This window comes from Roseateles chitinivorans, assembly GCF_050632145.1.
Taxonomy (GTDB): Bacteria; Pseudomonadota; Gammaproteobacteria; order Burkholderiales; family Burkholderiaceae_C; genus Roseateles; species Roseateles chitinivorans_B.
Genome location: NZ_CP192577.1, coordinates 2084091 through 2107787 on the forward strand (window position 1 = coordinate 2084091; position 23697 = coordinate 2107787).

18 protein-coding genes and 1 pseudogene are annotated in these 23697 nt (G+C 68.9%); 12 read left to right on the top strand and 7 right to left on the bottom strand.

The window, feature by feature from the left end; translation table 11 throughout:
* Positions 1–118 precede the first annotated feature (118 nt).
* The gene (locus ACQ86G_RS09540) at positions 119–1597 is read right to left on the bottom strand and encodes a sensor histidine kinase (RefSeq protein ID WP_431260359.1); all 1479 of its coding nucleotides are present in this window, start codon (positions 1595–1597) and stop codon (positions 119–121) included.
* Positions 1598–1689: 92 nt separating this feature from the next.
* On the opposite strand from ACQ86G_RS09540, the pseudogene ACQ86G_RS09545 reads away from it, so the two are divergent.
* Both ACQ86G_RS09545 and ybeY read left to right on the top strand, forming a co-directional pair.
* A pseudogene (locus tag ACQ86G_RS09545) lies at positions 1690–2673 on the top strand (PhoH family protein); the annotation flags it as partial.
* Positions 2674–2945: 272 nt separating this feature from the next.
* A complete protein-coding gene (gene ybeY / locus ACQ86G_RS09550) occupies positions 2946–3449 on the top strand; it encodes an rRNA maturation RNase YbeY (protein WP_431260360.1) in 504 nt (167 codons plus the stop codon).
* An 18-nt stretch (positions 3450–3467) separates the two neighbouring features.
* On the opposite strand, the gene ACQ86G_RS09555 is transcribed toward ybeY, so the two are convergent.
* Together ACQ86G_RS09555 and hemB are read right to left on the bottom strand one after the other, a co-directional pair.
* Entirely contained in the window at positions 3468–4562 is a 1095-nt protein-coding gene (locus tag ACQ86G_RS09555; protein ID WP_431260361.1) for a magnesium transporter CorA family protein, read from the bottom strand.
* 41 nt (positions 4563–4603) lie between these two features.
* Entirely contained in the window at positions 4604–5611 is a 1008-nt protein-coding gene (gene hemB / locus ACQ86G_RS09560; protein WP_431260362.1) for a porphobilinogen synthase, read from the bottom strand.
* Positions 5612–5829: 218 nt separating this feature from the next.
* On the opposite strand from hemB, the gene ACQ86G_RS09565 reads away from it, so the two are divergent.
* The 7 genes from ACQ86G_RS09565 to ACQ86G_RS09595 all read left to right on the top strand — a co-directional run bounded on the left by ACQ86G_RS09565 (position 5830) and on the right by ACQ86G_RS09595 (position 10983).
* Entirely contained in the window at positions 5830–6258 is a 429-nt protein-coding gene (locus ACQ86G_RS09565) for a CopD family protein (protein WP_431260363.1), read from the top strand.
* Between the two features lie 7 nt (positions 6259–6265).
* Positions 6266–7504, top strand: a complete 1239-nt coding sequence (locus ACQ86G_RS09570; RefSeq protein WP_431260364.1) for a VanZ family protein — start codon at positions 6266–6268, stop codon at positions 7502–7504.
* Positions 7501–7833, top strand: coding sequence for a (2Fe-2S) ferredoxin domain-containing protein (locus tag ACQ86G_RS09575; protein ID WP_431260365.1), 333 nt, complete (start codon positions 7501–7503; stop codon positions 7831–7833). The genes ACQ86G_RS09570 and ACQ86G_RS09575 overlap by 4 nt, the downstream gene beginning before the upstream one ends.
* A 16-nt stretch (positions 7834–7849) precedes the next feature.
* Positions 7850–8485 carry an alpha/beta hydrolase gene (locus ACQ86G_RS09580; protein ID WP_431260366.1) on the top strand — a complete coding sequence of 212 codons (636 nt, stop codon included), beginning with the start codon at positions 7850–7852 and terminating at the stop codon, positions 8483–8485.
* Between the two features lie 13 nt (positions 8486–8498).
* The gene (locus tag ACQ86G_RS09585; RefSeq protein ID WP_431260367.1) at positions 8499–9668 is read left to right on the top strand and encodes a D-alanyl-D-alanine carboxypeptidase family protein; all 1170 of its coding nucleotides are present in this window, start codon (positions 8499–8501) and stop codon (positions 9666–9668) included.
* Between the two features lie 118 nt (positions 9669–9786).
* The gene (locus ACQ86G_RS09590; RefSeq protein ID WP_088407710.1) at positions 9787–10668 is read left to right on the top strand and encodes a D-amino acid aminotransferase; all 882 of its coding nucleotides are present in this window, start codon (positions 9787–9789) and stop codon (positions 10666–10668) included.
* Between the two features lie 24 nt (positions 10669–10692).
* Complete coding sequence (locus tag ACQ86G_RS09595) at positions 10693–10983, top strand: DUF493 family protein (protein WP_431260368.1); 291 nt, start codon at positions 10693–10695, stop codon at positions 10981–10983.
* A gap of 41 nt (positions 10984–11024) precedes the next feature.
* Here the strand turns inward: ACQ86G_RS09595 and ACQ86G_RS09600 are convergent, their stop codons facing one another.
* Positions 11025–11693 (bottom strand): tetratricopeptide repeat protein, encoded by a 669-nt coding sequence (locus tag ACQ86G_RS09600; protein ID WP_431260369.1) that lies wholly within the window; start codon positions 11691–11693, stop codon positions 11025–11027.
* 62 nt (positions 11694–11755) lie between these two features.
* Here ACQ86G_RS09600 and lipB point away from each other — a divergent pair, with 62 nt between their 5' ends.
* The 3 genes from lipB (at position 11756) to ACQ86G_RS09615 (ending at position 15658) form a co-directional block, all read left to right on the top strand.
* Positions 11756–12424, top strand: a complete 669-nt coding sequence (lipB, locus tag ACQ86G_RS09605; RefSeq protein ID WP_431260370.1) for a lipoyl(octanoyl) transferase LipB — start codon at positions 11756–11758, stop codon at positions 12422–12424.
* A gap of 32 nt (positions 12425–12456) precedes the next feature.
* Entirely contained in the window at positions 12457–13467 is a 1011-nt protein-coding gene (gene lipA / locus ACQ86G_RS09610; RefSeq protein ID WP_331616281.1) for a lipoyl synthase, read from the top strand.
* A 193-nt stretch (positions 13468–13660) separates the two neighbouring features.
* Positions 13661–15658: a hypothetical protein gene (locus ACQ86G_RS09615; protein ID WP_431260371.1), complete on the top strand. Its 1998-nt coding sequence runs from the start codon at positions 13661–13663 to the stop codon at positions 15656–15658.
* A gap of 100 nt (positions 15659–15758) precedes the next feature.
* On the opposite strand, the gene ACQ86G_RS09620 is transcribed toward ACQ86G_RS09615, so the two are convergent.
* Genes ACQ86G_RS09620 through ACQ86G_RS09630 form a run of 3 tightly spaced genes read right to left on the bottom strand, consistent with a single transcriptional unit; the run spans position 15759 to position 23674 of the window.
* The gene (locus tag ACQ86G_RS09620) at positions 15759–17249 is read right to left on the bottom strand and encodes an efflux transporter outer membrane subunit (RefSeq protein WP_431260372.1); all 1491 of its coding nucleotides are present in this window, start codon (positions 17247–17249) and stop codon (positions 15759–15761) included.
* Between the two features lie 15 nt (positions 17250–17264).
* The gene (locus tag ACQ86G_RS09625; RefSeq protein ID WP_431260373.1) at positions 17265–20429 is read right to left on the bottom strand and encodes a multidrug efflux RND transporter permease subunit; all 3165 of its coding nucleotides are present in this window, start codon (positions 20427–20429) and stop codon (positions 17265–17267) included.
* Complete coding sequence (locus ACQ86G_RS09630; protein ID WP_431260374.1) at positions 20426–23674, bottom strand: MdtB/MuxB family multidrug efflux RND transporter permease subunit; 3249 nt, start codon at positions 23672–23674, stop codon at positions 20426–20428. Before ACQ86G_RS09630 ends, ACQ86G_RS09625 begins: the two co-directional genes overlap by 4 nt.
* Between the last annotated feature and the right edge of the window lie 23 nt (positions 23675–23697).

Below are 23697 nucleotides of genomic sequence, written 5' to 3' on the forward strand. Positions count from 1 at the left end.
AGGGAACCCGCCGGCTTCGCGCAACAGTACGGCTTTCTTGGGGGCTGACCATCCTGATCAACGCCGGACTGTGGTGCCGGCGGCAATGGATCACGCGAGAAACGCGATCAGAGCGTGATCAAAGTGGGATCGTGAGCCGGATGACGGTGCCCCAACCGGGGCCGGATTCGACCAGGCACTGTCCGTGCATCTGCTTGGCGCGGGCCTTCATGCTGGCCATGCCGTGTCCCTTGTCCAGGCGACCTTCGAGCTCGAGCGGGATGCCCTGGCCGTTGTCCTGGATCACCACCGAGAAGTAGCCGTCCTGCGCCGAGCAGCTGATCACGCAGTGGGTGGCGCCGCTGTGCTTGATGATGTTGCTCACCGACTCGCGCAGGATGCGCGTCGTCTGCACGTAGGCGCGAGCGGGGAAGGTGTGCTCGATGTCCTCCGCGGGCGACTTCCATTCCGCCAGGATGTTGGCCTGGGCCAGCCGCGACACCACCTCGGCGCGCCAGTCCCCCAGCGCGTCCAGCAGTTGCACGGGCTTGCCGGTCAGGCCGCGCACCGACAGCCGCATCTCCTCCAGCGCCTCGCGCGCCAGCGTGGAGATCCGGTCGGACTCGCTGGTGTGGACGATGGTCAGCAGCTTCGCGCCCAGGTCGTCGTGAAGGTCGGCCGCGATCCGCTTGCGCTCGCGTTCGGTGACCTGTTCCAGCTTGGTCTCCGCGACCTGATCGAAATGGCGCTCCAGCTCTGCGATGCGCTCCTGCAGACGCAGTTCGCCTTGCAGGACGGCGAGCTCCGACTGCGTGAGCGCACGGGCGAATTCGCGGACGCGATGCAGGCCGAGTCCCAGGAGGCAGAGCGGGCCGAGGATGCCGGCCAGGCCGCTGCCGGGCAGCAGGCAGGCCGACACGACAGCGAGCATGCCGAAGCCCATCATCACGCCGCTGAGGACGAAGTCGGAGGGCGGGTACCGCTCCTCCAGCGTCGGCAGGAACATGTCCTGCCAGAGGTGCCAGAGATGCGCGGCCATCGCGACCAGCAGTTGCGCGCCCAGCCACCAGAGCGCGAAGGTGGCGATGCGCGTCGCCGGCACGGGCAGCAGCAGGGCGGCGGGGAAAAGCAGCGCCTGGGCCAGCAGCGCGCGATGCAGGCGGCGGTCGCGTCGCCGTATCCGCCGCATCAGATAATGGAACGCGCACCACAGCAGCCATGGCGCGAGGATCACGGCGATTCCCGTGCGCCAGGACGACAGCGGCGCGAGGCCGACCATGACGACCCATCCCGGCATCAGCACGAGCAGCCAGCCGATGTGGCGCTGGGCGCGGCGCTGCCAGATCAGCAGCCCCAGCACGAAGGCCATCAGCACCAGCGCGGACTGCAGGCCGTAGGCGAGCTGCGGCGCCAGGCGCGTCCACAGCGTGGCGAAGGAGCCGGCGATGGCGCCGTCGGCGCCGGCGACCGCCGCGCCCGCGACCTGGGCGAGGCAGACCGGCACGGCCAGCGACAGCGCGGCCGCGGCGCCGAACGCCGCAGGCCTGGATCCTCCCTGCGCCGGCACGGCATGTCGGTGGCCGGTGGCGTCTCCCTGTTGTTCCGTGGTCCGGTGCATGGGGGGCGATTGTGCAGGCGCGGCAAGCGCGCCGCGCACCGGCGCGCGACAATACCGCCCTCAACCCCCCTGAATACGGAGCGTTCTCCGCCTTGAACCTGCGCCACGCTTTCACCCCCGCCGACAACCGGCGTCTGTCGCACCTCTGCGGCCCGCTGGACGAGCATCTCCGCCAGATCGAGGCGGCCCTGACCGTGCGCATCACCCACCGTGCCGAGCATTTCAACGTCGAGGGCGACCGCGCGCCGGCGCAGCGCACGATGGTCTTGCTGGAGGCGCTCTACGCCCGGGCCGACCGGGCGATTCCCGGCGAGACCTTGCGCCTGGCGATCGTCGAGGCGGCCAACGACGTGGCCGCCCGGGCGAAGTCCGCCAACGGCGCCGGCGACGCCGCCGGCGACGGCAATGGCGGGGACCCCGACGGGAACGGCGTCGTGCTGCGCACCCGGCGCGCCGATCTGGCCGGCCGAACGGGCAACCAGCACCTGTACCTGCGCAGCATCGTGTCGCACGACATCAGCTTCGGCATCGGCCCGGCGGGCACGGGCAAGACCTTCCTCGCGGTGGCCTGCGCGGTGGACGCGCTGGAGCGCTCGACGGTGCAGCGCATCATCCTGACGCGTCCGGCCGTCGAGGCCGGCGAGCGCCTCGGTTTCCTGCCCGGCGACCTGACGCAGAAGGTCGATCCCTACCTGCGCCCGCTCTACGACGCGCTGTACGACCTGATGGGATTCGACCGCGTGACCAAGGCGTTCGAGAAGGGCCAGCTGGAGATCGCGCCGCTGGCCTTCATGCGGGGACGCACGCTGAATCACGCGTTCGTCATCCTCGACGAGGCGCAGAACACGACGCCGGAGCAGATGAAGATGTTCCTGACCCGCATCGGCTTCGGCAGCAAGTGCGTGGTGACCGGCGACACGAGCCAGATCGACCTGCCGCGCGGCATGCGCAGCGGGCTGGTCGACGCGGAGCAGGTGCTGGACGGCGTCGAGGGCATCGCGATCACGCGCTTCACGCGCGCGGACGTCGTGCGCCACCCGCTGGTCGCGCGCATCGTGCAGGCCTACGAGAACCAGACGGAAGCGCTGGCGCTCGAGGAAGCCCGAGCGCAGGAAGAGCATCGCGCCCAGTTCGCCGAGGAGCGCGAGGAGCGTCGCCTGCGCGCCCTGCGCTTGCGCGAGGAGGCGATGCGCTTCGAGGAACCGCCCCCGCCTGTCGTGAAGAAGGTAGCGACGAAAAAGCCGGCGGTGAAGAAGCCGGCGGTGAAGGAACCCGTTGCGAAGAAGCCCGTTGCGAAGAAGACGGTCGTCAAAGCGCCTGCCAGACCTGCGCGCAAGGGAGCTGCCCGATGAGCCGACCGGAACTGAGCCTGTCGCTGCAATTCGCGGATCCGCGCCACAAGGCGCTGCTGCCGCGGCACAAGGTGATCCGCTGGATGCGCGCGGCGCTGGAGCTGCCCGGCGAGATGACCGTCCGCATCGTCGATGCGGAGGAGGGACAGTCGCTCAACCGCGAGTACCGCGCGAAGGATTACGCGACCAACGTGCTGACCTTCGACTACACGCACGAGCCCGTCGTCGCCGCGGACCTGGTGATCTGCGCCGAGGTGGTCGAGCGCGAGGCGAAGGAGATGGGCCTGGACATCGCGGCGCATTACGCGCACATGCTGGTCCACGGCACGCTGCACGCGCAGGGCTACGACCACGAGGAAGACGACGAGGCCGAGTGCATGGAAGCGCGCGAGACCGAGGTGATGGTCGGGCTCGGCTTCGCGGATCCGTACGCCGCAGCCAAGGCCAAGCCTGCCAAGCCGGCAAAGGCCGTGAAGACCGCCGCCAAGGCGAAGCGCTGAGCGCTTCGCCGCTTCCCACTACTGCTGCGTTCCCAGGTAGCGCTTGCGCCAGAAGAAGGCGCCGAGCGCGATCGCGGTGACGCCCATGACGCCGACGGCGATCCAGAAGCCGGTGGCCCGGTGGATCAGCGGCAGGGTGTCGAAGTTCATGCCGAACACGCCGGTGATCAGGTTCAGCGGCAGGAAGATGGCCGTGAGCACGGTCAGCGTCCGCATGATGTTGTTGGTGCGCTCGCCGGTGAGCGAGAAATGCATCTGCACCGAGGTCTCGGCGGACGTCTCCAGCCGCCGCACGTGGGTCAGCACGCGCTCGACGTGCTCGAGCACGTCGCGCGACCGCACGCGCAGCAGCTCCCGCTCGCGTTCCGCGCGGGCGTCGCCGACGGGCCACTCGCCCAGCGCGTCGATCCATTCCTGCACGGCGCTGCGCTGGTCCTCGCAGAGATCTTCCAGCCGCGACAGCGTGTCCCGGGCGTGCAGCACCACCGGCCAGTCGCGGAAGTGGCCGCGCCGGTCGAGCAGCAGGTTCTGCAGCGTCGTCAGCTGGCGCGTCAGCAGCCGGCGCAGGTCCAGGTAGCTGTCGACCATGTGGTTGACCATGCGCAGCATCAGCTCGGCCGGGCTGTGGGGCAGGCGGGTGCTGCCGCGCAGGTCGCGGCCTTCCTGCTGCGCACCGAGCTTGCCCGCGAAGTGGTCCCGCAAGGAGCACTCGCCCGGATGCACCGTGATCAGCACGCGGTCGAAGACGGCGAAGCCGACCGGGCTCGTGTCGATGGCCTTCAATGCCTCGTTGACCGCCGCGGCGTGACGGGGCTCCTCGTCGGAGAGGTACTGCTCGCTGCCCGGCATCGTCGCGAGCCGCCGGAAGACCATCAGGTCGTACGCGCTCGTGTAATCGAAATGCGACGGCAGCTGCGGATTCATCAGATCCGACACATGCAGGTCGAGCAGTTGCGCGCCGGCCCAGCGCGTCAGCCGCTGCTGCAAGGTGCCGAGCTGGAGTTCGAACTCGCGCCGCGGCAGCCCGATCCACAGGAAGCCCTCCGGCGGGAGGTCCTCGGGCAGCGCGGCGAGTTCCTCGTAGAGCGCGTCGCTGAGATGGAAGATGCGCATGCGTCGGTCGGGCAGCCGGCGTTCCCTGGCGTCGGGGACGTTCAGGCGCCGGCGCGCAGCAGCCGCGCCGCGTCCATCGCGAAGTAGGTCAGGATGCCGTCGGCGCCGGCGCGCTTGAAGGCCAGCAGCGCCTCGAGCATGACCGCGTCGTGTTCCAGCCAGCCGTTGGCGGCGGCGGCCTTGATCATGGCGTACTCGCCGCTGACCTGGTAGGCGAAGGTCGGGACCTTGAACTCCTCCTTCACCCGCCGGACGATGTCCAGGTAGGGCAGGCCGGGCTTGACCATCACCATGTCGGCGCCTTCGGCCAGGTCCAGGCCGACTTCGCGCAAGGCCTCGTCGCTGTTGCCCGGGTCCATCTGGTAGGTCTTCTTGTCCGCCTTGCCGAGGTTGCTGCGCGAGCCCACCGCGTCGCGGAACGGGCCGTAGAAGGCGCTGGCGTACTTGGCGCTGTAGGCCATGATCCGCGTGTGGATGTGGCTGTCGGCCTCGAGCGCGGCGCGGATCGCGCCGATGCGGCCGTCCATCATGTCGCTGGGCGCGACGATGTCCACGCCCGCCCGGGCCTGGACCAGCGCCTGCTGCTTGAGCAGTTCGACGGTGCGGTCGTTCAGGATGTAGCCCTGCTCGTCGAGCACGCCGTCCTGGCCGTGGCTGGTGTACGGGTCGAGCGCGACGTCCGTCAGCACGCCCAGGCCGGGCACCTTCTCCTTGAGCGCGCGCACGACGCGGGGGATCAGGCCGTCCGGATTCGTCGCCTCGATGCCGTCGGGCGTCTTCAGCGCGGTGTCGATCGCGGGGAACAGGGCGATCACCGGGATGCCCAGTTCGACGCATTCCTCGGCGACCGGGATCAGCCGGTCCAGGCTCAGCCGCGACACGCCGGGCATCGACGCGATCGGTTCGACACGGTTTTCGCCTTCATGGACGAACACCGGAAAGATGAAATCGCTCGGGTGCAGCCGGTTTTCGCGGACCAGCGCCCGGGTGAAGGCGTCGCGACGCAGGCGACGGGGACGGCTGGCGGGATAAGGTGCGGGAAGTTGCATGATTTCCGAGAAGTACCACCAGGATGAGGGGCCACTAGGTGGAAAGACGTAGATTCCGAAATTCGGCAGATCTGTTAAAGTCGTTCTTGAATGATAGCCGCTGGCTGTCGTTCCCTGCTTTTCCTCCCTGAGCAGGAGCCTTAACGTGATGACAGCGATAAGGCTTTCCGACCCCGGCTGTGAAGCCGGGGTTTTTTCGCGCCCTCCATAATGCCGCGATGCTCTGGATCAAAGCGCTTCACATCATTTTCGTCGCCGCGTGGTTCGCCGGCCTGTTCTATCTGCCGCGGATCTTCGTGAACCTGGCCATGGTCCCCGCCGACAGCCACGCCGAGCGCGAACGGCTGCTGATCATGGCGCTGAAGCTGTACCGCTTCAGTTCGGGATTGATGCTGCTCGCCCTGGTCTTCGGACTGACGCTGTGGCTGTACTACGGCATCGGCCGCGGGCCGGGCAACGGCTGGATGCATGCCAAGCTCGCGCTGGTCGTCGCGGTGATCGGGTATCACCACGTGTGCCGCGCCTTCCTGCGCAAGTTCGAGATGCTCGCCAACCGTCGCAGCCACAAGTGGTTCCGCGTGTTCAACGAGGTCTCGGTGCTGCTATTCGCGGCGATCGTGATCCTGGTCGTCGTCAAGCCCTTCTGATCCGGTGATGCATCGGCGCAGTTCCGCCACCTGGCTGGCCCTGTGTTATGCCGTGCTGGTGGTCTACGCCAGCCTGTACCCGTTCTGGCCGTGGCGCATGCCGCCGAGCCTGCCCTGGCCGGGCTTCGTCGGCTTGCCGTGGCCGCGCTACTGGGGCAAGTTCGACATCTGGATCAACGTGATCGGCTACTGGCCGCTGGGCCTGCTCTGCTTCTCGGCGGTGATCCGCGGCAGCGGCAGTCTCGTGCGTGCGCTGCTGCTGACGGTGGTCGGGTTGCCGCTGCTGTCGTTCTCGATGGAGACGCTGCAGTACTTCCTCCCCGGCCGCGTGCCGTCGCTGGCCGACTTCCTGCTGAACAGCGCCGGTGCCTGGCTCGGCGGGCTGTGCGCGTGGGCAGTGCTGGGACTCGGCGGGTTGGCGCGCTGGAACGGCTGGCGCGAACGCTGGTTCGTGCCGCACAGCGCCGGCGCGCTGGCGCTGCTGGCGATGTGGCCCGTGGGATTGCTCTACCCGGCGCCGTTGCCGCTGGGGCTCGGCCAACTCTTCCCGCGTCTGCGCGAATGGGCGGAAGTGCTGCTCGAGAACACGCCCTGGGAACTCGTTCCCAAGGAGCTGACCGACGATCTGCCCCTGCCGCCCGGTCTCGAGGCCATCGCCATCGCCATGGGGGTCCTGGCGCCTTGCCTGCTGGCGTTGTCCGTGGCACGGCCTGGCAAGCGCCGGGCGTTGCTGGTGCTGGGGGCGATCGCGCTGGGCGTGACGACGACGGCCTGGTCGACGGTGCTGAACTTCGGTCCCGATCACGCGTGGGCCTGGTTGACCTCGACGACCGAACCCGGCCTGATCATCGGCGGCGTGCTGGCGCTGCTGGCGGCGTTCATGTCGCGGCGCGCGAACGCGGCCTGGGGCCTGGTCGTGCTGACCGCGCTGATCGCGCTGATGGCCGAGGCGCCCTCCGATCCCTACCTGCTCGAGAGCCTGCAGTTCTGGGAGCAGGGCCGCTTCGTCAATCTCTACGGACTGGCGCAATGGGTGGGGTGGCTGTGGCCGTTCGCCGCGCTGGCGTGGCTGCTCTACGGCGTCACCCAGAGCGACCGTCCGGGTCCGCCGCCTGCCGGGGAACGACCTGCCAAAGAGCCTTCCGCCGCGGAGCGCTCTGCCGGGCGCTCTGAAGGACAAGCGGATCGTGACGGACCGCACGAACAGCCGCTCGGTGTAAACCCTGAAACTACAATCGACCGATGAGCTCCCCCAGCTACTACCAACGCCACATCTTCTTCTGCCTGAACCAGCGCGAGAACGAGAACGCCTGCCTTCAGCACAACGCGCAGGAAGCCTTCGACCACTGCAAGAAGCGCGTGAAGGCCGAGAAACTGGCCGGCAAGGGCGGCGTGCGCGTGAACAAGGCGGGCTGCCTGGACCGCTGCGCCGGCGGGCCGGTCGCGGTCGTGTACCCGGACGCGGTCTGGTACCAGTTCGTGGACAACAGCGACATCGACGAGATCGTCGAACGCCACCTCAAGCATGGCGAGGTCGTCGAGCGTCTGGTGCTCGACGATTCGGTCGGTCGCTGATCAGGAGCCTGCTCGAATGAATGCACAGACCCAGCGCTGGCAGATCGCCGGCCCCGCCGGCGAGATCGAATGCGCGATCGACGAACCCGCGGTCGATGCGGGCCCGCTGCGCGGCGTGGTGGTGATCTGCCATCCGAATCCGACGCAGGGCGGCACGATGGACAACAAGGTGGTGCAGACGATCGCCCGTGCGTTCGTGCACCTGGGCTATCGCGCGGTGCGCTTCAACTTCCGCGGCATCGGCCAGTCGGCCGGCGCCTGGGACGAAGGCCGCGGCGAGGTCGACGATGCGCTGGCCGTGATCGCCGCGTTCCGCGATCCGGCGCAACCGCTGGCGCTGGCCGGTTTCTCCTTCGGCGGCTTCGTCGCGTCGCAGGCGGCGCTCAAGCTCGAGCAGCCGGCCGAGCGCCTGCTGCTGGTCGGGCCGGCCACGAGCCGCTTCGGCGTCGCGACGGTGCCGGCCGATACCGTCGTGATCCACGGCGAACAGGACGATGTGGTGCCCTTGAGCGCCGTCTTCGACTGGGCGCGCCCGCAGGCGCTGCCGGTCATCGTGGTGCCCGGTGTCGGGCACTTCTTCCATGGGCAGTTGCCGCTGCTCAAGACTCTGGTGCTGCGCGGCTGGCATGCCGTCGGCGAAGCGCGCGCCTAAGGATCTCTCCCGAATGAAACGCTTCCTTGCTTCCCTGGCCCTCGGCGTGGGCCTGTCCGGCTTCGTGATGACGACCGGCGCGTCGGCGCAGGCGCTGACGCCGCCCGAGATCGCGGCCCGCAACTTCGTGCTGCTGGACCTGACGACGAACCAGACGCTCGCCGAACGCGATGCCGACACGCCGCAGGATCCCGCGTCGCTGACCAAGCTGATGACGGCCTATGTCGTCTTCGACGCGCTCAAGGCCAAGCGCCTGACGCTGGACCAGACGCTGACCGTCTCCAAGCGCGCCTGGGACGAGCGCAAGGGCGACCCGTCGCTGATGTTCATCGACACGACGATGACGCCCAAGGTCGACGAGCTGCTGCGCGGCATGATCATCCAGTCGGGCAACGACGCCTCGGTCGCGCTGGCCGAAGGCGTGGGCGGTACCGTCGAGCAGTTCGTCGCGATGATGAACAAGCAGGCCCAGGCCTGGGGCCTGAAGAACACCTCGTTCAAGAACGTCACCGGCATCACCGAGCCCGGCCACAAGACGAGCGCCCGCGACATCGCGGTCATCTTCTCGCATGTGATCCAGGACTATCCGCAGTACTACGCCGACTACTACTCCAAGCGCGAGTACACCTTCAACAAGATCCGCCAGTCCAACCGCAACATGCTGCTGGGCCGCGATCCGTCGGTGGACGGCGGCAAGACCGGCTACACCGATGCGGCGGGTTACTGCCTGGCCGCCAGCGCGCAGCGCGACGTGCCCAACGCCAAGCGTCGCCTGCTGAGCGTGGTGATGGGCACGGCCTCGAAGGAGGCTCGCGCGACCGAGAGCCAGAAGCTGCTGAACTGGGGCTATTCGGCCTTCGACGCGGTGCGCCTGTTCGAGAAGAACCAGCCGATCACCACCGTCAAGGTCTGGAAGGGCGCCGCGCCGGAAGCCAAGTTGGGCGCGGCCGACGCGGTCTTCGTCGCCGTGCCGCGCGGCGAGGGCGGCAAGCTCAAGACCGACATCCAGCGCACCGATCCGCTGGTCGCGCCGCTGGCGCTCAACCAGCGCGTGGGCACGCTGAAGGTGACGACCTCGGGCGGCGCGCCGGTGGCCGAGGTGCCGCTGGTCGTGCAGCAGGAGGTGCCGCTGGCCGGCATCTTCGGCCGCGCCTGGGACGCGATCCGGCTCTGGATCAAGTGAGCCCGCTCTCCTGACCGGCACGCCAGCCGGGCAAGGCCCCTCGCTTGCCGGGGTTGGCCTGCCGGGCCGGCGGCGTACAGTCGGTGGCTGCGGCGTGACCACACTGCGGGAGCCACCGATGACCATGCCTTGGGCCGACCTTCCCTGCTACCTGAACGGCCACCTGGGCCGCCTCGGCGACGCCCGGGTGCCGGTGATGGACCGGGGCTTCCTGTTCGGCGACGGCGTCTACGAGTCGATCCCCGTCTACGCGGGCCGCCTGTTCCGCGTCGACGATCACCTGGACCGGCTCGGTCGCAGCCTGAAGGCGCTGCGCATCGAGGATCCGTATGAGCGCGAAGCCTGGCTGGACCTGTTCCACAGCCTGGTGGCGCACCTGCCGGAGGTCGAGGATCAGATGATCTACCTGCAGGTCACGCGCGGCGTCGCGGCGCGCGGCCATGCGATGCCCAAGGACCTGGAGCCGACGGTGCTCGCGTACACGCAGCCGCTGCTCGCGTTGACGCCGGAGCAGCGCCATCAAGGCTTGAGCTGCGTGACGGCGCGCGACTTCCGCTGGCAGCGCGGCGACATCAAGAGCATCTCGCTGCTGGGCAACGTGCTGGCGCGCCAGGCCGCCGCCGATCAAGGCGCCGACGAGACGGTGCTGATCCGCGACGGCTACGTGACCGAAGGCTCCAGCAGCAACGTGTGGATCGTCCGCGACGGCGCGCTGCTGACGCCGCCGCCGGGCGAAGCGCTGCTTGAAGGCATCCGGGTGCGGCTGCTCAAGGAGCTCTGCGAAGAGCTCGGCATCGCCTGCAACCTGCGCCCGATCGCGGAGACCGAGCTGAGCACCGCCGACGAGATCCTGTTGACCTCGGCGAGCAAGGAAGTCGCCCCGGTCACCCGGCTCGACCACGAACAGGTCGGCCACGGCGCGTTGCGCGGCAAGCCGGGCCCGGTGTACGCGAAACTCCACGAGGCCTACCAGCGGGCCAAGGTCTTGCAAAGCCGCTGACCGGCTCCATTTGAATTTCCCATCATGACCAGCTTCAACAACGCCCCGATCCCGCCCGAGCAATCGCTCATCGAGTACCCGTCGCAGTTCCCCATCAAGGTGATGGGGGCGCAGGTGGAGGGCTTCGTCGAGGCGATCGTCAGCGTCGCTCGGCAGTTCGACCCGGCCTTCGACGCGTCGACGGTGGAGACCCGTCCCAGTTCGGGCGGCAAGTACCTGGGCGTGACGATCACCGTCACCGCCACCAGCCGCGAACAGCTCGACGAGCTCTACCGCACGCTGACCACGCACCCGATGGTGAAGGTCGTCCTGTAAACCGGGAGCGGTCGGACCGTGTCAGGTCCGATCCGTCCGGCTCAGACTGAGCCGGCGTCTGCGGCGAGCGCCGCGTCGACCGCCTTGAGTTTGTACGGCGCCGCCTCGTCCCCGTTGCGCGCCGCGATGTCGTACCAGTAGCGCGCCAGGCGCAGGTCGCGATCGACGCCCAGGCCCGACTCGTACATCGACGCGATCAGGTACTGCGCGCCGACGTCGCCGCCCTTGGCCGCTTCGCGATACCACTGCGCCGCCTGCGGGAAGTCCTTCCCCGCACCACGACCGAGGTAGAACGCCGTGGCCACGGCCACCTGCGCATCGACGCTGCCATGCTCCGCCGCCTTCAGGTACCAGGACTGGGCCTGGACCAGATCGCGCCGGCCGTCCTCGCCCTGCTCGTGGAACTGACCGAGAGCCAGCTCGGCGCGCACGAGGCCGCGACCGGCCGCGCGCAGCAGCAATTGGCGGGCGAGCTTGGGATCAGGCTTCGGCACTTCCGCGCGCAGATGCATCATCGCGAGGTTGTAGTCGCCGAGCGCGAGGCCCTGCTGCGACAGCGCGCGGAACTGCTTCTCCGCAGCGCGAAGGTCGCCGCGCTCGTACGTGGCGAGCGCCTGCTCCAGCGTGACGCCGGCGGCGACGGCAGGGCTCGCTTGCAGCGCAAGGCAGCAGACCGCTGCTGCGGCGAGGGCCGTGATGTGACGCGGCATGGCGCGGCTCCTGAATGTCCCGATGCCGGCGATGCTAGGGCCATCGCGGCTAGCATGCCGGCATGCTGATCAAGACCCTGGGCCGCGTCGACTATGCGGCCACGCTGGACGCGATGCGCGCCTTCACCGAGACGCGCGGTCCGGAGACCCCGGACGAGCTCTGGCTCTGTGAATTCGACCCCGTCTACACCCAAGGCCTGGCCGGTCAGGCGGACAACGTCCTGGACCCGCAGGGCATCCCCGTCGTGCAGACCAACCGCGGCGGCCAGGTGACCTACCACGGCCCCGGGCAGGTGGTCGCCTACCCGCTGGTGGACCTGAAGCGGCTGGGGATCTTCGTCAAGGAATACGTCTTCCGCCTGGAGACGGCCGTGATCCAGACGCTGGAAGGCGTCGGCGTCACGGGCCACCGGGTCAGCGGCGCGCCCGGCATCTACGTGCGGCTGGACGACCCCGGGGCGCATGCCGCCCTGACCGGGCCGGCCGATCCGGCGGATCCGTTCCGCGGTCTGGGCAAGGTCGCGGCGCTGGGGATCAAGATCAGCCGGCACTGCACGTATCACGGCGTCGCGCTGAATGTCGCGATGGACCTGAAGCCCTTCCTGGGCATCCATCCGTGCGGATACGCAGGGCTTCAGACGGTGGACCTCGGTACACTCGGGGTTTTCACGGACTGGGCCACGGTGGCCCAGCGGTTCGGAGAGCGGCTCGCCGCGCAGCTCCAACCCTGAGGCCCGGCACACGGCAACCGAGAGAACGCCTGATGGCAACCGAGAACGTCACCCACGAAGCCAAGAGCGCGTCCGACTACGACGCGACCGCCAAGCAGAAGGCGCAAGCCAAGACGGCGCGGATCCCGATCAAGATCATTCCGGCGGAACAGCTGAAGAAGCCGGACTGGATCCGGGTGAAGGCCGGTTCGCCGTCGACGCGCTTCTACGAGATCAAGCAGATCCTGCGCGAGCACAAGCTGCACACGGTCTGCGAGGAAGCGTCCTGCCCCAACATCGGCGAGTGCTTCGGCAAGGGCACGGCGACCTTCATGATCATGGGCGACAAGTGCACGCGGCGCTGCCCGTTCTGCGACGTCGGCCATGGCCGGCCGGATCCGCTGGACGTGGACGAGCCGCTGAACCTGGCCAAGACGATCGCGGCGCTGAAGCTGAACTACGTGGTGATCACCAGCGTGGACCGCGACGACCTGCGCGACGGCGGCGCCGGTCACTTCGCCGAATGCATCCGCAAGGTGCGCGAGCTGAGCCCGCGCACGCAGATCGAGGTGCTGGTGCCCGACTTCCGCGGCCGCATGGACCGCGCGCTGGACATCCTGAAGGCCGCGCCGCCGGACGTGATGAACCACAACCTGGAGACCGCGCCGCGCTTGTACAAGGAAGCGCGTCCGGGCTCGGACTACCAGTTCAGCCTGAACCTGCTGAAGCGTTTCAAGGAAGCGGTGCCGGGCGTGCCGACCAAGAGCGGCATCATGGTCGGCCTGGGCGAGACCGACGAGGAGATCCTCCAGGTCATGCGCGACATGCGCGAGCACAACATCGACATGCTGACGATCGGGCAATACCTGGCGCCGTCGGGCCACCACCTGCCGGTGCGTCGCTACGTGCACCCGGACACCTTCAAGATGTTCGAGGAAGAGGCCTACAAGATGGGCTTCACGCACGCAGCCGTCGGCGCGATGGTGCGCTCCAGCTACCACGCGGACCAGCAGGCGCATGCCGCGCTGGAGAAGGTGGAAGCGGAGAAGGCGTCGGCGGCTTGATGACGCTGATCGCCTGAGCGATCGAAGACACATGGACGGCCCTTCGGGGCCGTTTTGCATGGGCGTCGACTGCAGAGGGAGTTGGCACCCGGTTGGGTGGGCAGTGCGCCATGACTTTCGTTGGCGCTCCGGCTCCGGCCTACAAACGCCGTTTCTCCAGCCGGCTCCTGCGCGTCAGCGCGCTTCCGACCTCATGCCCAAGAATTCGAGCGCCTTGATGCGCGCACTGGCCGGCGCGATGCTGTGTCTGCCGTTGGTGTCGATCTCCGCGTCGGCGTCACCGGCGTCGGGGCAGGTTCCCGGCAGTCCGCAGGCGAAGGCAAAGCCGCGGATCGCGGTCGCGAAGAACAGCGCGACCTTCCGCGGCGTCATGACGCTCGACGTCGATCTCACCGACACGCGACGGCGGATCGTGACGATCCAGCAGCGCATCCCGGTGCAGCGCGCGGGCGAGATGACGCTGCTCTATCCGCAATGGGAGACGGGGAGTCACGCGCCCTCGATTTCCGCGCACCGCCTGGCGGGTCTGGTCGTCAAGGCCGACGGCAGGACGCTGCCGTGGCGGCGCGACCCGGCACGCGTGCACGCCTTGCGCATCGTCGTGCCCGCCGGCGCGCAAGCGCTCGACCTGAGCTTCCAATATCTGGCGCCGCTCAGCCGTGATCCCTCGGCCACGATCGTCGACGGCTTCGTCGGGGTCTACTGGAACCGGATGCTGATGTACCCGTCGGGCTGGAAGGCCAGCGACCTGCCGGTGCAGGCGACGATCAAGCTGCCGGCTGGGATGGTGCCGGCGACCGCCTTGTCCGGCGCGCCTGACGGCGAACGGATCCGCTTCGATCCGGTGTCGCTCGATCGACTGATCGATTCGCCGGTATTCTCGTCTCGGCATGTGGTGACACGCGAGATCACTGGCGGTGCGCGCCCCGTGCGCGCGAACTGGCTGGCCGCGGAGGCCGAGGTGGTCAAGGACGTCGATCGCTTCGACGCGAAGATGCAATCGGTCCAGCGCGAAACGGAAGCGATCTTCGGCGTGCCGCCGTTCAAGCGCTACGACTACCTGATCGCCCTCGACGACCGCCTGCCCGGTCCCGGCGGCATCGAGCATGCCGACTCGGGCGAGGTCGTGCTGCCCGCGAATCTGTTCTCCGAGCCAGCGGAGTCGACCTCCGTCATCGACGTCATCCCGCACGAGCTCATCCATGCGTGGAACGGCTTGTGGCGCGTGCCGGCGGACATGGCCGTGTCCACGCCGAACGAGCCGTTCACCGGCACGCTGCTGTGGGTCTATGAAGGCCAGACGGAGTTCTGGTCGCGCGTCGTCGCGGCGCGTTCGGGACTGCGCACGGTCCAGCAGACGCTCGGCGCTCTCGCGCTGGATGCGGCCATCGTCCAGCATCGCGCGGGCCGCCAGTGGAAATCGCTCGCCGACAGTGCCAACGATCCGCTGATCCAGGACGGGACCGTGTACTGGCGCGACTGGCAGCGGCGCGAGGACTACTACATCGAGGGCGTGCTGTTCTGGCTCGACATCGACGCGCGTCTGCGCCAATGCAGCCACGGCGCCCGGGGCCTGGACGACTTCGCCACGCGCTTCTTCAGCGCGGCGGACCAGAAGCCGGGCGAGCGGCAACGGCCTTATTCGGAAACCGACGTCGCTGCGACGCTAGCCCGCATCTGCCCCGGACCGTGGGCGGGGACGCTTCGCAGGAAACTCGATGCCCATGATGACGACGGCGTGCTCGACGGTCTCGCCGCGCACGGCTGGCGCCTGGTCTTCCGCGACACGCCGACCGAGTACTTCCGCCTCTACGAGGCCAGCGAAGGCGTGCTGGACCTGACGTGGTCGGCGGGCATGACGGTGACGAAGGACGGACGCGTGAAGGTGGCGACGTGGAACGGCCCGGCCTTCCGAGCGGGCATCGTGCCCGGCACACGGCTGAAGACCGTCAACGATGAACCCTACAACGCGGAACGCCTCACGACCGCGATCGCCGCTGCCGCCAAGCAAGGCGGCCTGCGGCTGGGCATCGTGGTTGACGGAACGCAGGAGACCGTGACGGTCGATGCTTCGCAGGGCCTGCGCTATCCGGCGCTGGAACGCATCGAAGGCACGCGGGATTCGCTGTCGACGCTGCTGGCGCCGCGCCGGCCGGTGGCGCCAGGCGGGAAGCCACCTGCGGGACGTTGAGCGCGGGCGCTCCACGACGCGAGGGGGCTCCCTCCTGGACCCCCTCGCATCATTCCGGCCCCAGTGAGACCCGCTGGTCGCGGGCCTTTGACGTTCCGGTTCAGGCCGGAGTCCAGCGCCCCGCCACGTTCTTCAGCAGCAGGTTGATCGCCGCCAGCTGCCGGTTGCGGACCGAGAGCAGCGAAGCCTCCGCATTGAAGGCGCTGTTCTGCGCCGTCGTGACGTCCAGGAAGGACACCGTGCCCGCACGGTACTGGTCCGTCACCAGCTCGAGGTTGCGCTGCGCGGCGTCCAGCGCCTCCTGCTGCAGCCGCGCTTCCTCGCGCAGGTGGTCCGTGAGGATCAGGTTGTCCTCGACCTCCTGCAGCGCGGTCAGCACCGTCTGGCGATAGGTCGAGGTGGCAACCTCGGCGCTGGTGCGCGCCTGCGCGCTCGCCAGCTTGCGCTGGCCGCCGTCGAAGATCGCCTGCGCCAGCGACGGGCCCAGTGACCAGAACAGGTTGGGCGCCGACAGCAGGTTCGACAGCGTGCTGTTGCGATAACCCGCGCTGCCGGACAGGGTCAAGGACGGGAAGTACGCCGCGTCGGCCACACCGATCTGCGAGTACGCCGCTGCCACGCGCCGCTGCGCCGCGGCGATGTCCGGCCGGCGTTCCAGCAGTTGCGAGGGCAGCATCTCGGGCACCGCCGGCGGCTTCGGCAGCGTCGCGCTTTTCGTCAGATCGAGCGCGGAAGGCGGCAGCCCCAGCAGCACCGCGATCGCGTGCTCCAGCTGGCCGCGCGTGGAGCGCGTTTCCAACAGCTGCGCCTCGGCCGAGCGCAGCTGCGTCTGCGCCTGCAGCACGTCGCTGCGCGCGGCGACGCCGCTCTGGTAGCGCGCCTGCGTGAGGTCCAGGAAGCGCTGATAGGACTTCACGCTGCGGTCGTAGAGCGCTTCCTGCGCTTCCGCGGTCCGCAGCGAGAAGTAGGTCTGCGCCAGCGTCGCCTGCGCGCTCAGTCGCGCGGCGGCCAGGTCGTCCGCGCTGGCCTGCAGCGAGGCGTTCGCGCCTTCACTCGCCAGTCGCAGCCGGCCCCAGAGGTCCGGCTCCCAGCTCGCGTTCAGCGAGGCCTGCACGCTGTTGGTCGGCCCGCGGTTGATCGAGCCGTTGGTGACGTTGCCGTCCGGGCTCTTGCTGCGCGTGCCCGAGAAGCCGGCGGACAGCGTGGGGAAGAAGGCCGAGCGGCTGGCCTCCAGCGCGGCGCGGGCACCTTCCACCTGCGCGACCGCCGCCTTCAGGTTCTCGTTGCCGATCACCAGCCGATGCTGCAGGTCGTTGAGGACCGGGTCGTCGAACAGCGTCCACCACTGCTCGGGCACCGGCTCGGGGGCGGCGGGACGCGCCTGTTTCCAGAGCGCATCCTCCTTGAACTTCACCGGCGCCGCGACCGGTGCGGGCGGATCGACGCGCGTCACCGCGCAACCGCTCATCAAGGCGATCAGCGCCGTCATCGCCGCTGCCGCCGCGATCGTGTGGAGGGCGCCCGTCCGCGGACGGGCGGCGCAGGCGTAGGTGGCGTTCTTCATCATCGGGGTCTGCATGTCTGTGCGCATGTCTGTCTGCATGTTTCAGCCCTGCAGGGTCGGCGCCGCGGGCGGCTCGGGATTCATCGGGGGCGCGACCTCTGACGCTCTGCCAGCCTTGGCCGCGCGGCGCTTCATCACGCGCTGGCGCAGCCGCTCCATCGTCACGAAGACGACCGGGGTCGTGTACAGCGTCAGCACCTGGCTCAGGATCAGGCCGCCGACGATGGCGATGCCCAGCGGCTTGCGCAGCTCGGCGCCGTCGCCGCTGCCCAGCGCGAGCGGCACCGCGCCGAAGATCGCGGCGAAAGTCGTCATCAGGATCGGCCGCAGCCGCAGCTTGGCGGCGCGGAAGATCGCCGCGCCGGCCGTGAGGTGGGCCGTCGTGCGCTGCCGCGCGATGGCGAAGTCGATCATCATGATCGCGTTCTTCTTGACGATGCCGATCAGCAGGATCACGCCGATCAACGCGATGATGGAGAACTCCGTGTTGAACATCATCAGCGCCAGCAGCGCGCCCACGCCGGCCGACGGCAGCGTGGAGAGGATGGTCACCGGATGGACCAGGCTCTCGTAGAGCATGCCCAGCACCAGGTAGATCGCGATGATGGCCGCGCCGATCAGGATGGGCTGAGACTTGAGCGCGTCCTGGAAGGCGTTGGCGGTGCCCGCGAAGGTGCCGCGCACCGACACCGGCACGCCCAGTTCCGACATCGCGTTGTTGATCGCGTCCGTGGCCTGCGACAGCGAGACGCCTTCGGGCAGGTTGAAGCTGATCGTCGACGCCGGCGAGCCGCTCTGGTGGTTCACCGACAGCGGCGTGTTGGTCGTCTCGACCCGGCTGAAGGCCGGCAGCGGGACCTGCGCGCCGGCGCTGCTGGTGACGTAGAGCTTGCGCAGCGTCTCCGGCCCCTGCAGGTACTGCGGCGCCAGCTCCATGACCACGCGGTACTGGTTCAGCGGGTTGTAGATGACGCCCACCTGGCGTTGGCCGAAGGCGTTGTTCAAGGTCGTGTCGATGGTGCTCACCGTCACGCCCAGCCGCGCGGCCGCGTCGCGGTCGATGACCAGCGAGGTCTGCACGCCCTTGTCCTGCTGGTCGGTGTTGACGTCGGTCAGGTCCGGCAGCTGCGACAGCGCGTTGCGCACGCGGGGTTCCCATTCGCGCAGGACGTCGAGGTCGTCCGCCTGCAGCGTGAACTGGTACTGCGCGTTGGCCTGCCGCCCGCCGATGCGGATGTCCTGCACCGGCACCAGGAACAGGTTGGCGCCGGGCTCGTGCGCCATCTTGTCGCGCAGCCGGTTCACGACCTGGTCGGCCGAGACCTTGCGCTCCTTCAGCGGCTTGAGCGTGATGTAGAAGTTGGCGCCGTTGCGCTGGCCGCCGCCGGTATTGCCGTTGACGTTCTCGACCGCCGGGTCGGACAGGATGATCTCCATGAAGCGGTCGACCCGCTGGCGCATCATCTCGAAGGAGCTGCCCTGGTCCGCCTGCACGCCGCCGATCAGCACGCCGGTGTCCTGCTGCGGGAAGAAGGTCTTGGGGATCGCGCCGTAGAGGTGCACGTTCAGCGCGACCACCGCGACGAGCGACAGCAGCGCCACCGGCTGATGCCGCAGCGTCCACATCAGCGAGCGCCGGTAGCCGCGCGCCAGCCCGCGGTTGAAGCGGCCGGCGGCACGAGCGAACCAGCCCTTATGCTTCTTCGCGGCACCGGGCTCGGGTTCCTTGCGCGGCTTGAGCACGCGCGAGGCCATCATCGGCGTCGTCGTCAGCGAGACGATCATCGACACCAGGATGGAGGCCGACAGCACGACCGCGAATTCGCGGAACAGCCGTCCGACGACGCCGCCCATCAGCAGGATGGGGATGAACACCGCCACCAGCGACAGGCTGATCGAGATCACCGTGAAGCCGATCTCGCGCGCACCGCGCAGCGCGGCCTCGACGGGCTGGAGGCCCTGCTCGATGTAGCGGGTGATGTTCTCGAGCACGACGATCGCGTCGTCGACGACGAAACCGGTGGCCACCGTCAGCGCCATCGCCGACAGGTTGTCCAGGCTGTAGCCGCACAGGTACATCACGCCGAAGGTGCCGGCCAGCGACACGGGCACGGCGACCGCGGGCAGCAACGTCGCGCGCCAGCTGCGCAGGAACAGCAGCACCACGAGGATGACCAGGCCGACGGCGATCGCCATCGCGCGCTGCACCTCGTCCAGCGAGGCGCGGATGGTCGGCGTGCGGTCGCTGATGACCTTGAGGTCGATCGCTGGCGGGATCGAGGCCTGCAAGCGCGGCAGCAGCTCGCGCACATGCTGGACCGTCTCGATGATGTTGGCGCCCGGTTCCTTCTGGATGAACAGCAGGATCGCCGGCTGGCCGTTGGAGGCGCCGTAGTTGCGCACGTCCTGGACCGAGTCGCTCACGTCCGCCACGTCGCGCAGCCGCAGCGCGGCGCCGTCGCGGTAGGACAGCACCACCGGCGCGTACTCGGCCGCGGTGCGCGCCTGGTCGTTCGCGCCGACCTGCCAGTAGCGGCCGGACTGCTCGACCGCGCCCTTGGGCCGGTTGGCGTTGGTGTTGGTGATGGCCTGGCGCACCTGGTCCAGCGAGATGCCGTTGGCCGCCAGCTTGTCCGGGTTGAGCTCGACCCGCACCGCCGGCAGCGCGCCGCCGCCGACATTCACCTGCCCGACGCCACCGACCTGCGCCAGGCGCTGCGCCAGCACTGTCGAGGCGGTGTCGTACATCTGGCCGCGCGTCAGCGTCTGCGAGGTCAGCGCCAGGATCATGATCGGCGCGTCGGCCGGGTTGACCTTGCGGTAGGTCGGGTTGCTCGGCATGCCGGTCGGCAGCAGCGTGCGCGCCGCGTTGATCGCGGCCTGCACGTCGCGCGCGGCGCCGTCGATGTCGCGGCTCAGGTCGAACTGCAGCGTGACGTTGCTCGATCCCAGCGCGGAACGCGAGGTGATCTCGGTGACGCCGGCGATGCTGCCGAGCGCGCGCTCCAGCGGCGTCGCCACGGTCGCGGCCATCGTGTCCGGGCTCGCGCCCGGCAGCGAGGCGGACACCGAGATCGTCGGGAAGTCCACCTGCGGCAGCGGTGCGATCGGCAGGAAGTGATAACCGAGCATCCCCGCCAGCGCGATGCCGATCGTGATCAGCGTCGTCGCGACCGGCCTCGCGATGAACGGCGCCGAAATGTTCATCGCAGGTCTCCGCCAGGACCCGCCGAGCCGACCGGCCCGGCCGGAGCGATCGGGCCGACCGGCCCAGCCGGATCGGCGATCTGCGGCGCGTCGGGACCATGGCGTTCCTCGGCGGCGCGTGTCTCGCGCTTCACGCCGCGGCGCTCGCGCCAGCGCTGCGCCATCCGCGCGAAGCCGAGATAGATCACCGGGGTCGTGAACAGCGTCAGCAGCTGGCTCACGATCAGGCCGCCGACCATGGTCACGCCCAGCGGATGCCGCAGCTCATGGCCGACGCCGGTGCCCAGCATCAGTGGCAGCGCGCCCAGCAGCGCGGCCATCGTCGTCATCAGGATCGGACGGAAGCGCAGCAGCGAGGCCTGGTGGATCGCGGCGCGCGGTTCGAGCCCCTGTTCCCGCTCGGCCTCCAGCGCGAAGTCGATCATCATGATCGCGTTCTTCTTGACGATGCCGATCAGCAGCACGATGCCGATGATCGCGATGATCCCCAGGTCCAGCCCGCCCAGCAGCAGCGCCAGCAGCGCGCCGACGCCGGCCGACGGCAGCGTCGACAGGATGGTGACCGGGTGGATGTAGCTCTCGTAGAGCACGCCCAGCACGATGTACATCGTGACCACCGCCGCCAGGATCAGGAACAGCGTGCTCGACAGCGAGTTGCTGAACGCCTCCGCCGCGCCCTGGAAGCTGGTCTCGACGCTGATGGGCAGGTCGAGGTTGGCCTGCTCGGCCTTGATGGCCTTCACCGCGTCGCCGAGCGCCACGCCCGGCGGCAGGTTGAACGAGATCGTCGCCGCCGGGAACTGCGCGACGTGGTTGATCGCCAGCGCCGCGGGGCGCTCGATGATCTGCGCGACCGAGTTCAGCGGCACTTGTACCGAGCTCGTCGACGACGCACCGGTGGCGCTGGTCGTCGTCGTGCTGCCGGGCACGTACAGCCCTTCGAGCGCGCGCGGTCCGCTGCGGAACTCCGGCGCTGCTTCGAGCACCACGCGGTACTGACTGGACTGCGTGTAGATCGTCGAGATCAGCCGCTGGCCGAAGGCGTTGTAGAGCGCGGTGTCGATCGCCGCGATCGTCACGCCGAGCCGGCCCGCCGTCTCGCGGTCGATCTGCACCCAGGCCTGCAGGCCCTGGTTCTGAAGGTCGCTGGCGACGTCGGCCAGCTGCGGCAGCGCCTTGAGCCGCTCCAGCAACTGGTCGTTGGCCTTCTGCAGGTCGCCGGTGTCCGGCGAGCTCAGCAGGAACTGGTACTGCGTCTTGGACACGCGGTCCTCGATGGTCAGGTCCTGCACCGGCTGCATGTAGGCGGTGATGCCCGGCACCTGCCGGTTCGCGTCGCCCAGCCGCGCGATGATCTCCGTCGCCGACGCGTGACGCGACGCGAAGGGCTTCAGCGTGATCTGCATGCGGCCGGTGTTCAGCGACGCGTTGGCGCCGTCGACGCCGATGAAGGATGCGATGTGGTCGACGTCGGGATCCTTCAGGAAGACCTCGGCGAGCTTCTGCTGGCGTTCGCTCATCGCGTCGAACGAGGTGCTCTGCGTCGCCTCGGTGATGACCTGCAGCAGGCCGGTGTCCTGCACCGGGAAGAAGCCCTTGGGCACGACGACGTACAGCAGGGCGGTCAGGACCAGCGTGCCGAAGAAGCCCAGCAGGGTCAGCACCGGACGGTCCAGCACCCAGTCCAGGCCGCGACCGTAGGCGCGAATCATGGCTTCGAACTTCTCGCCGAACCAGGTGCCCAGGCGCGAGTGCTTCTGCTCCACCTCGGGCTTGAGCAGCCGCGCGCTCATCATCGGCGTCAGCGTCAGCGAGACGAAGGCCGAGATCAGGATGGACACCGCCAGCGTGATCGCGAACTCGTGGAACAGCCGGCCGACGACGTCGCCCATGAAGAGCAGCGGGATCAGCACCGCGATCAGCGAGACCGTCAGCGAGATGATGGTGAAGCCGATCTGCTTGGAGCCCTTGATGGCCGCCTCCATCGGCGAGTCGCCTTCCTCGACGTAGCGGGCGATGTTCTCGATCATCACGATCGCGTCGTCGACGACGAAGCCGGTCGAGATGGTCAGCGCCATCAGCGTCAGGTTGTTGATCGAGAAGCCGGCCAGGTACATCACGCCGAAGGTGCCGATCAGCGACAGCGGCACCGCGACGCTGGGGATCAGCGTGGCGCTGCCGCTGCGCAGGAACAGGAAGATCACCGCGACGACCAGCACGATCGCGAGCAGCAGCTCGATCTCGGTGTCGTCGACCGAGGCGCGGATGGTCGTCGTGCGGTCGGACAGGATCTGCACGTCGACGGACGCGGGCAGCGTGCCCTGCAGCTTGGGCAGCAGCGCCTTCACGCGGTCGACGGTCTGGATCACGTTCGCGCCGGGCTGGCGCTGCACGTTCAGGATCACGCCGGGCGTCGTGTCGGCCCAGGCCGCCAGGCGCAGGTTCTCGGCGTCGTCGACGATCTCCGCGACGTCGCTCAGCCGCAGCGGGTTGCCGTTCTTCCACGCGATGATCAGGTTCTGGTACTCGGCGGCGGAACGCAGCTGGTCGTTGGCGTCGATCGTCGACGCGCGCTGCGAGCCGTCGAAGCTGCCCTTGGCCTGGTTGACGTTGGCCGACGCGATGGCGCTGCGCACGTCGTCCAGGGACATGCCCAGCGCGGCCAGCGCGCGCGGGTTCGCCTGGATGCGCACGGCGGGACGCCGGCCGCCGGCGATGCTCACCAGGCCCACGCCGTCCACCTGCGACAGCTTGGGCGCGAGGCGGTTCTCGACCAGGTCGTGCACCTTGATCACCGGCAGCGACGGCGAGGTCACCGCGATCGTCATCACCGGCGCGTCGGCCGGATTGACCTTGCTGTAGACCGGCGGCATCGGCAGGTCGCTGGGCAGCAGGTTGCTGCCGGCGTTGATCGCGGCCTGCACCTCCTGCTCGGCGACGTCCAGCGACAGGCCCAGCGAGAAGCGCAGCGTGATCACCGAGGCGCCGCCCGAGCTCGACGAGGTCATCTGGCTCAGGCCCGGCATCTGGCCGAACTGGCGCTCCAGCGGCGCGGTGACGGTGGTCGAGATGACGTCGGGGCTCGCGCCCGGGTAGAGCGTCGTGACCTGGATCGTCGGGTAGTCGACCTCCGGCAGCGCCGACAGCGGCAGCAGCCGGTAGGCCAGCAGGCCGGCCAGCAGGATGGCCAGCATCAGCAGCGAGGTCGCGACCGGCCGCTCGATGAAGGGACGGGACGGGTTCATGGCCATGGCCTGTTGCCCTCGGC

What these genes read in the sequence shown, in the direction of transcription:
- ACQ86G_RS09620 (WP_431260372.1), bottom strand. Translation starts at nt 17,249, where the DNA reads ATGCGCACAGACATGCAGACCCCGATGATGAAGAACGCCACCTACGCC.
- ACQ86G_RS09615 (WP_431260371.1), top strand. Translation starts at nt 13,661, where the DNA reads ATGCCCAAGAATTCGAGCGCCTTGATGCGCGCACTGGCCGGCGCGATG.
- ACQ86G_RS09540 (WP_431260359.1), bottom strand. Translation starts at nt 1,597, where the DNA reads ATGCACCGGACCACGGAACAACAGGGAGACGCCACCGGCCACCGACAT.
- ACQ86G_RS09595 (WP_431260368.1), top strand. Translation starts at nt 10,693, where the DNA reads ATGACCAGCTTCAACAACGCCCCGATCCCGCCCGAGCAATCGCTCATC.
- ACQ86G_RS09585 (WP_431260367.1), top strand. Translation starts at nt 8,499, where the DNA reads ATGAAACGCTTCCTTGCTTCCCTGGCCCTCGGCGTGGGCCTGTCCGGC.
- ACQ86G_RS09580 (WP_431260366.1), top strand. Translation starts at nt 7,850, where the DNA reads ATGAATGCACAGACCCAGCGCTGGCAGATCGCCGGCCCCGCCGGCGAG.
- ACQ86G_RS09590 (WP_088407710.1), top strand. Translation starts at nt 9,787, where the DNA reads ATGACCATGCCTTGGGCCGACCTTCCCTGCTACCTGAACGGCCACCTG.
- ACQ86G_RS09625 (WP_431260373.1), bottom strand. Translation starts at nt 20,429, where the DNA reads ATGAACATTTCGGCGCCGTTCATCGCGAGGCCGGTCGCGACGACGCTG.
- lipA (WP_331616281.1), top strand. Translation starts at nt 12,457, where the DNA reads ATGGCAACCGAGAACGTCACCCACGAAGCCAAGAGCGCGTCCGACTAC.
- ACQ86G_RS09555 (WP_431260361.1), bottom strand. Translation starts at nt 4,562, where the DNA reads ATGCGCATCTTCCATCTCAGCGACGCGCTCTACGAGGAACTCGCCGCG.
- ACQ86G_RS09575 (WP_431260365.1), top strand. Translation starts at nt 7,501, where the DNA reads ATGAGCTCCCCCAGCTACTACCAACGCCACATCTTCTTCTGCCTGAAC.
- ybeY (WP_431260360.1), top strand. Translation starts at nt 2,946, where the DNA reads ATGAGCCGACCGGAACTGAGCCTGTCGCTGCAATTCGCGGATCCGCGC.
- ACQ86G_RS09565 (WP_431260363.1), top strand. Translation starts at nt 5,830, where the DNA reads ATGCTCTGGATCAAAGCGCTTCACATCATTTTCGTCGCCGCGTGGTTC.
- hemB (WP_431260362.1), bottom strand. Translation starts at nt 5,611, where the DNA reads ATGCAACTTCCCGCACCTTATCCCGCCAGCCGTCCCCGTCGCCTGCGT.
- ACQ86G_RS09600 (WP_431260369.1), bottom strand. Translation starts at nt 11,693, where the DNA reads ATGCCGCGTCACATCACGGCCCTCGCCGCAGCAGCGGTCTGCTGCCTT.
- lipB (WP_431260370.1), top strand. Translation starts at nt 11,756, where the DNA reads ATGCTGATCAAGACCCTGGGCCGCGTCGACTATGCGGCCACGCTGGAC.
- ACQ86G_RS09570 (WP_431260364.1), top strand. Translation starts at nt 6,266, where the DNA reads ATGCATCGGCGCAGTTCCGCCACCTGGCTGGCCCTGTGTTATGCCGTG.
- ACQ86G_RS09630 (WP_431260374.1), bottom strand. Translation starts at nt 23,674, where the DNA reads ATGAACCCGTCCCGTCCCTTCATCGAGCGGCCGGTCGCGACCTCGCTG.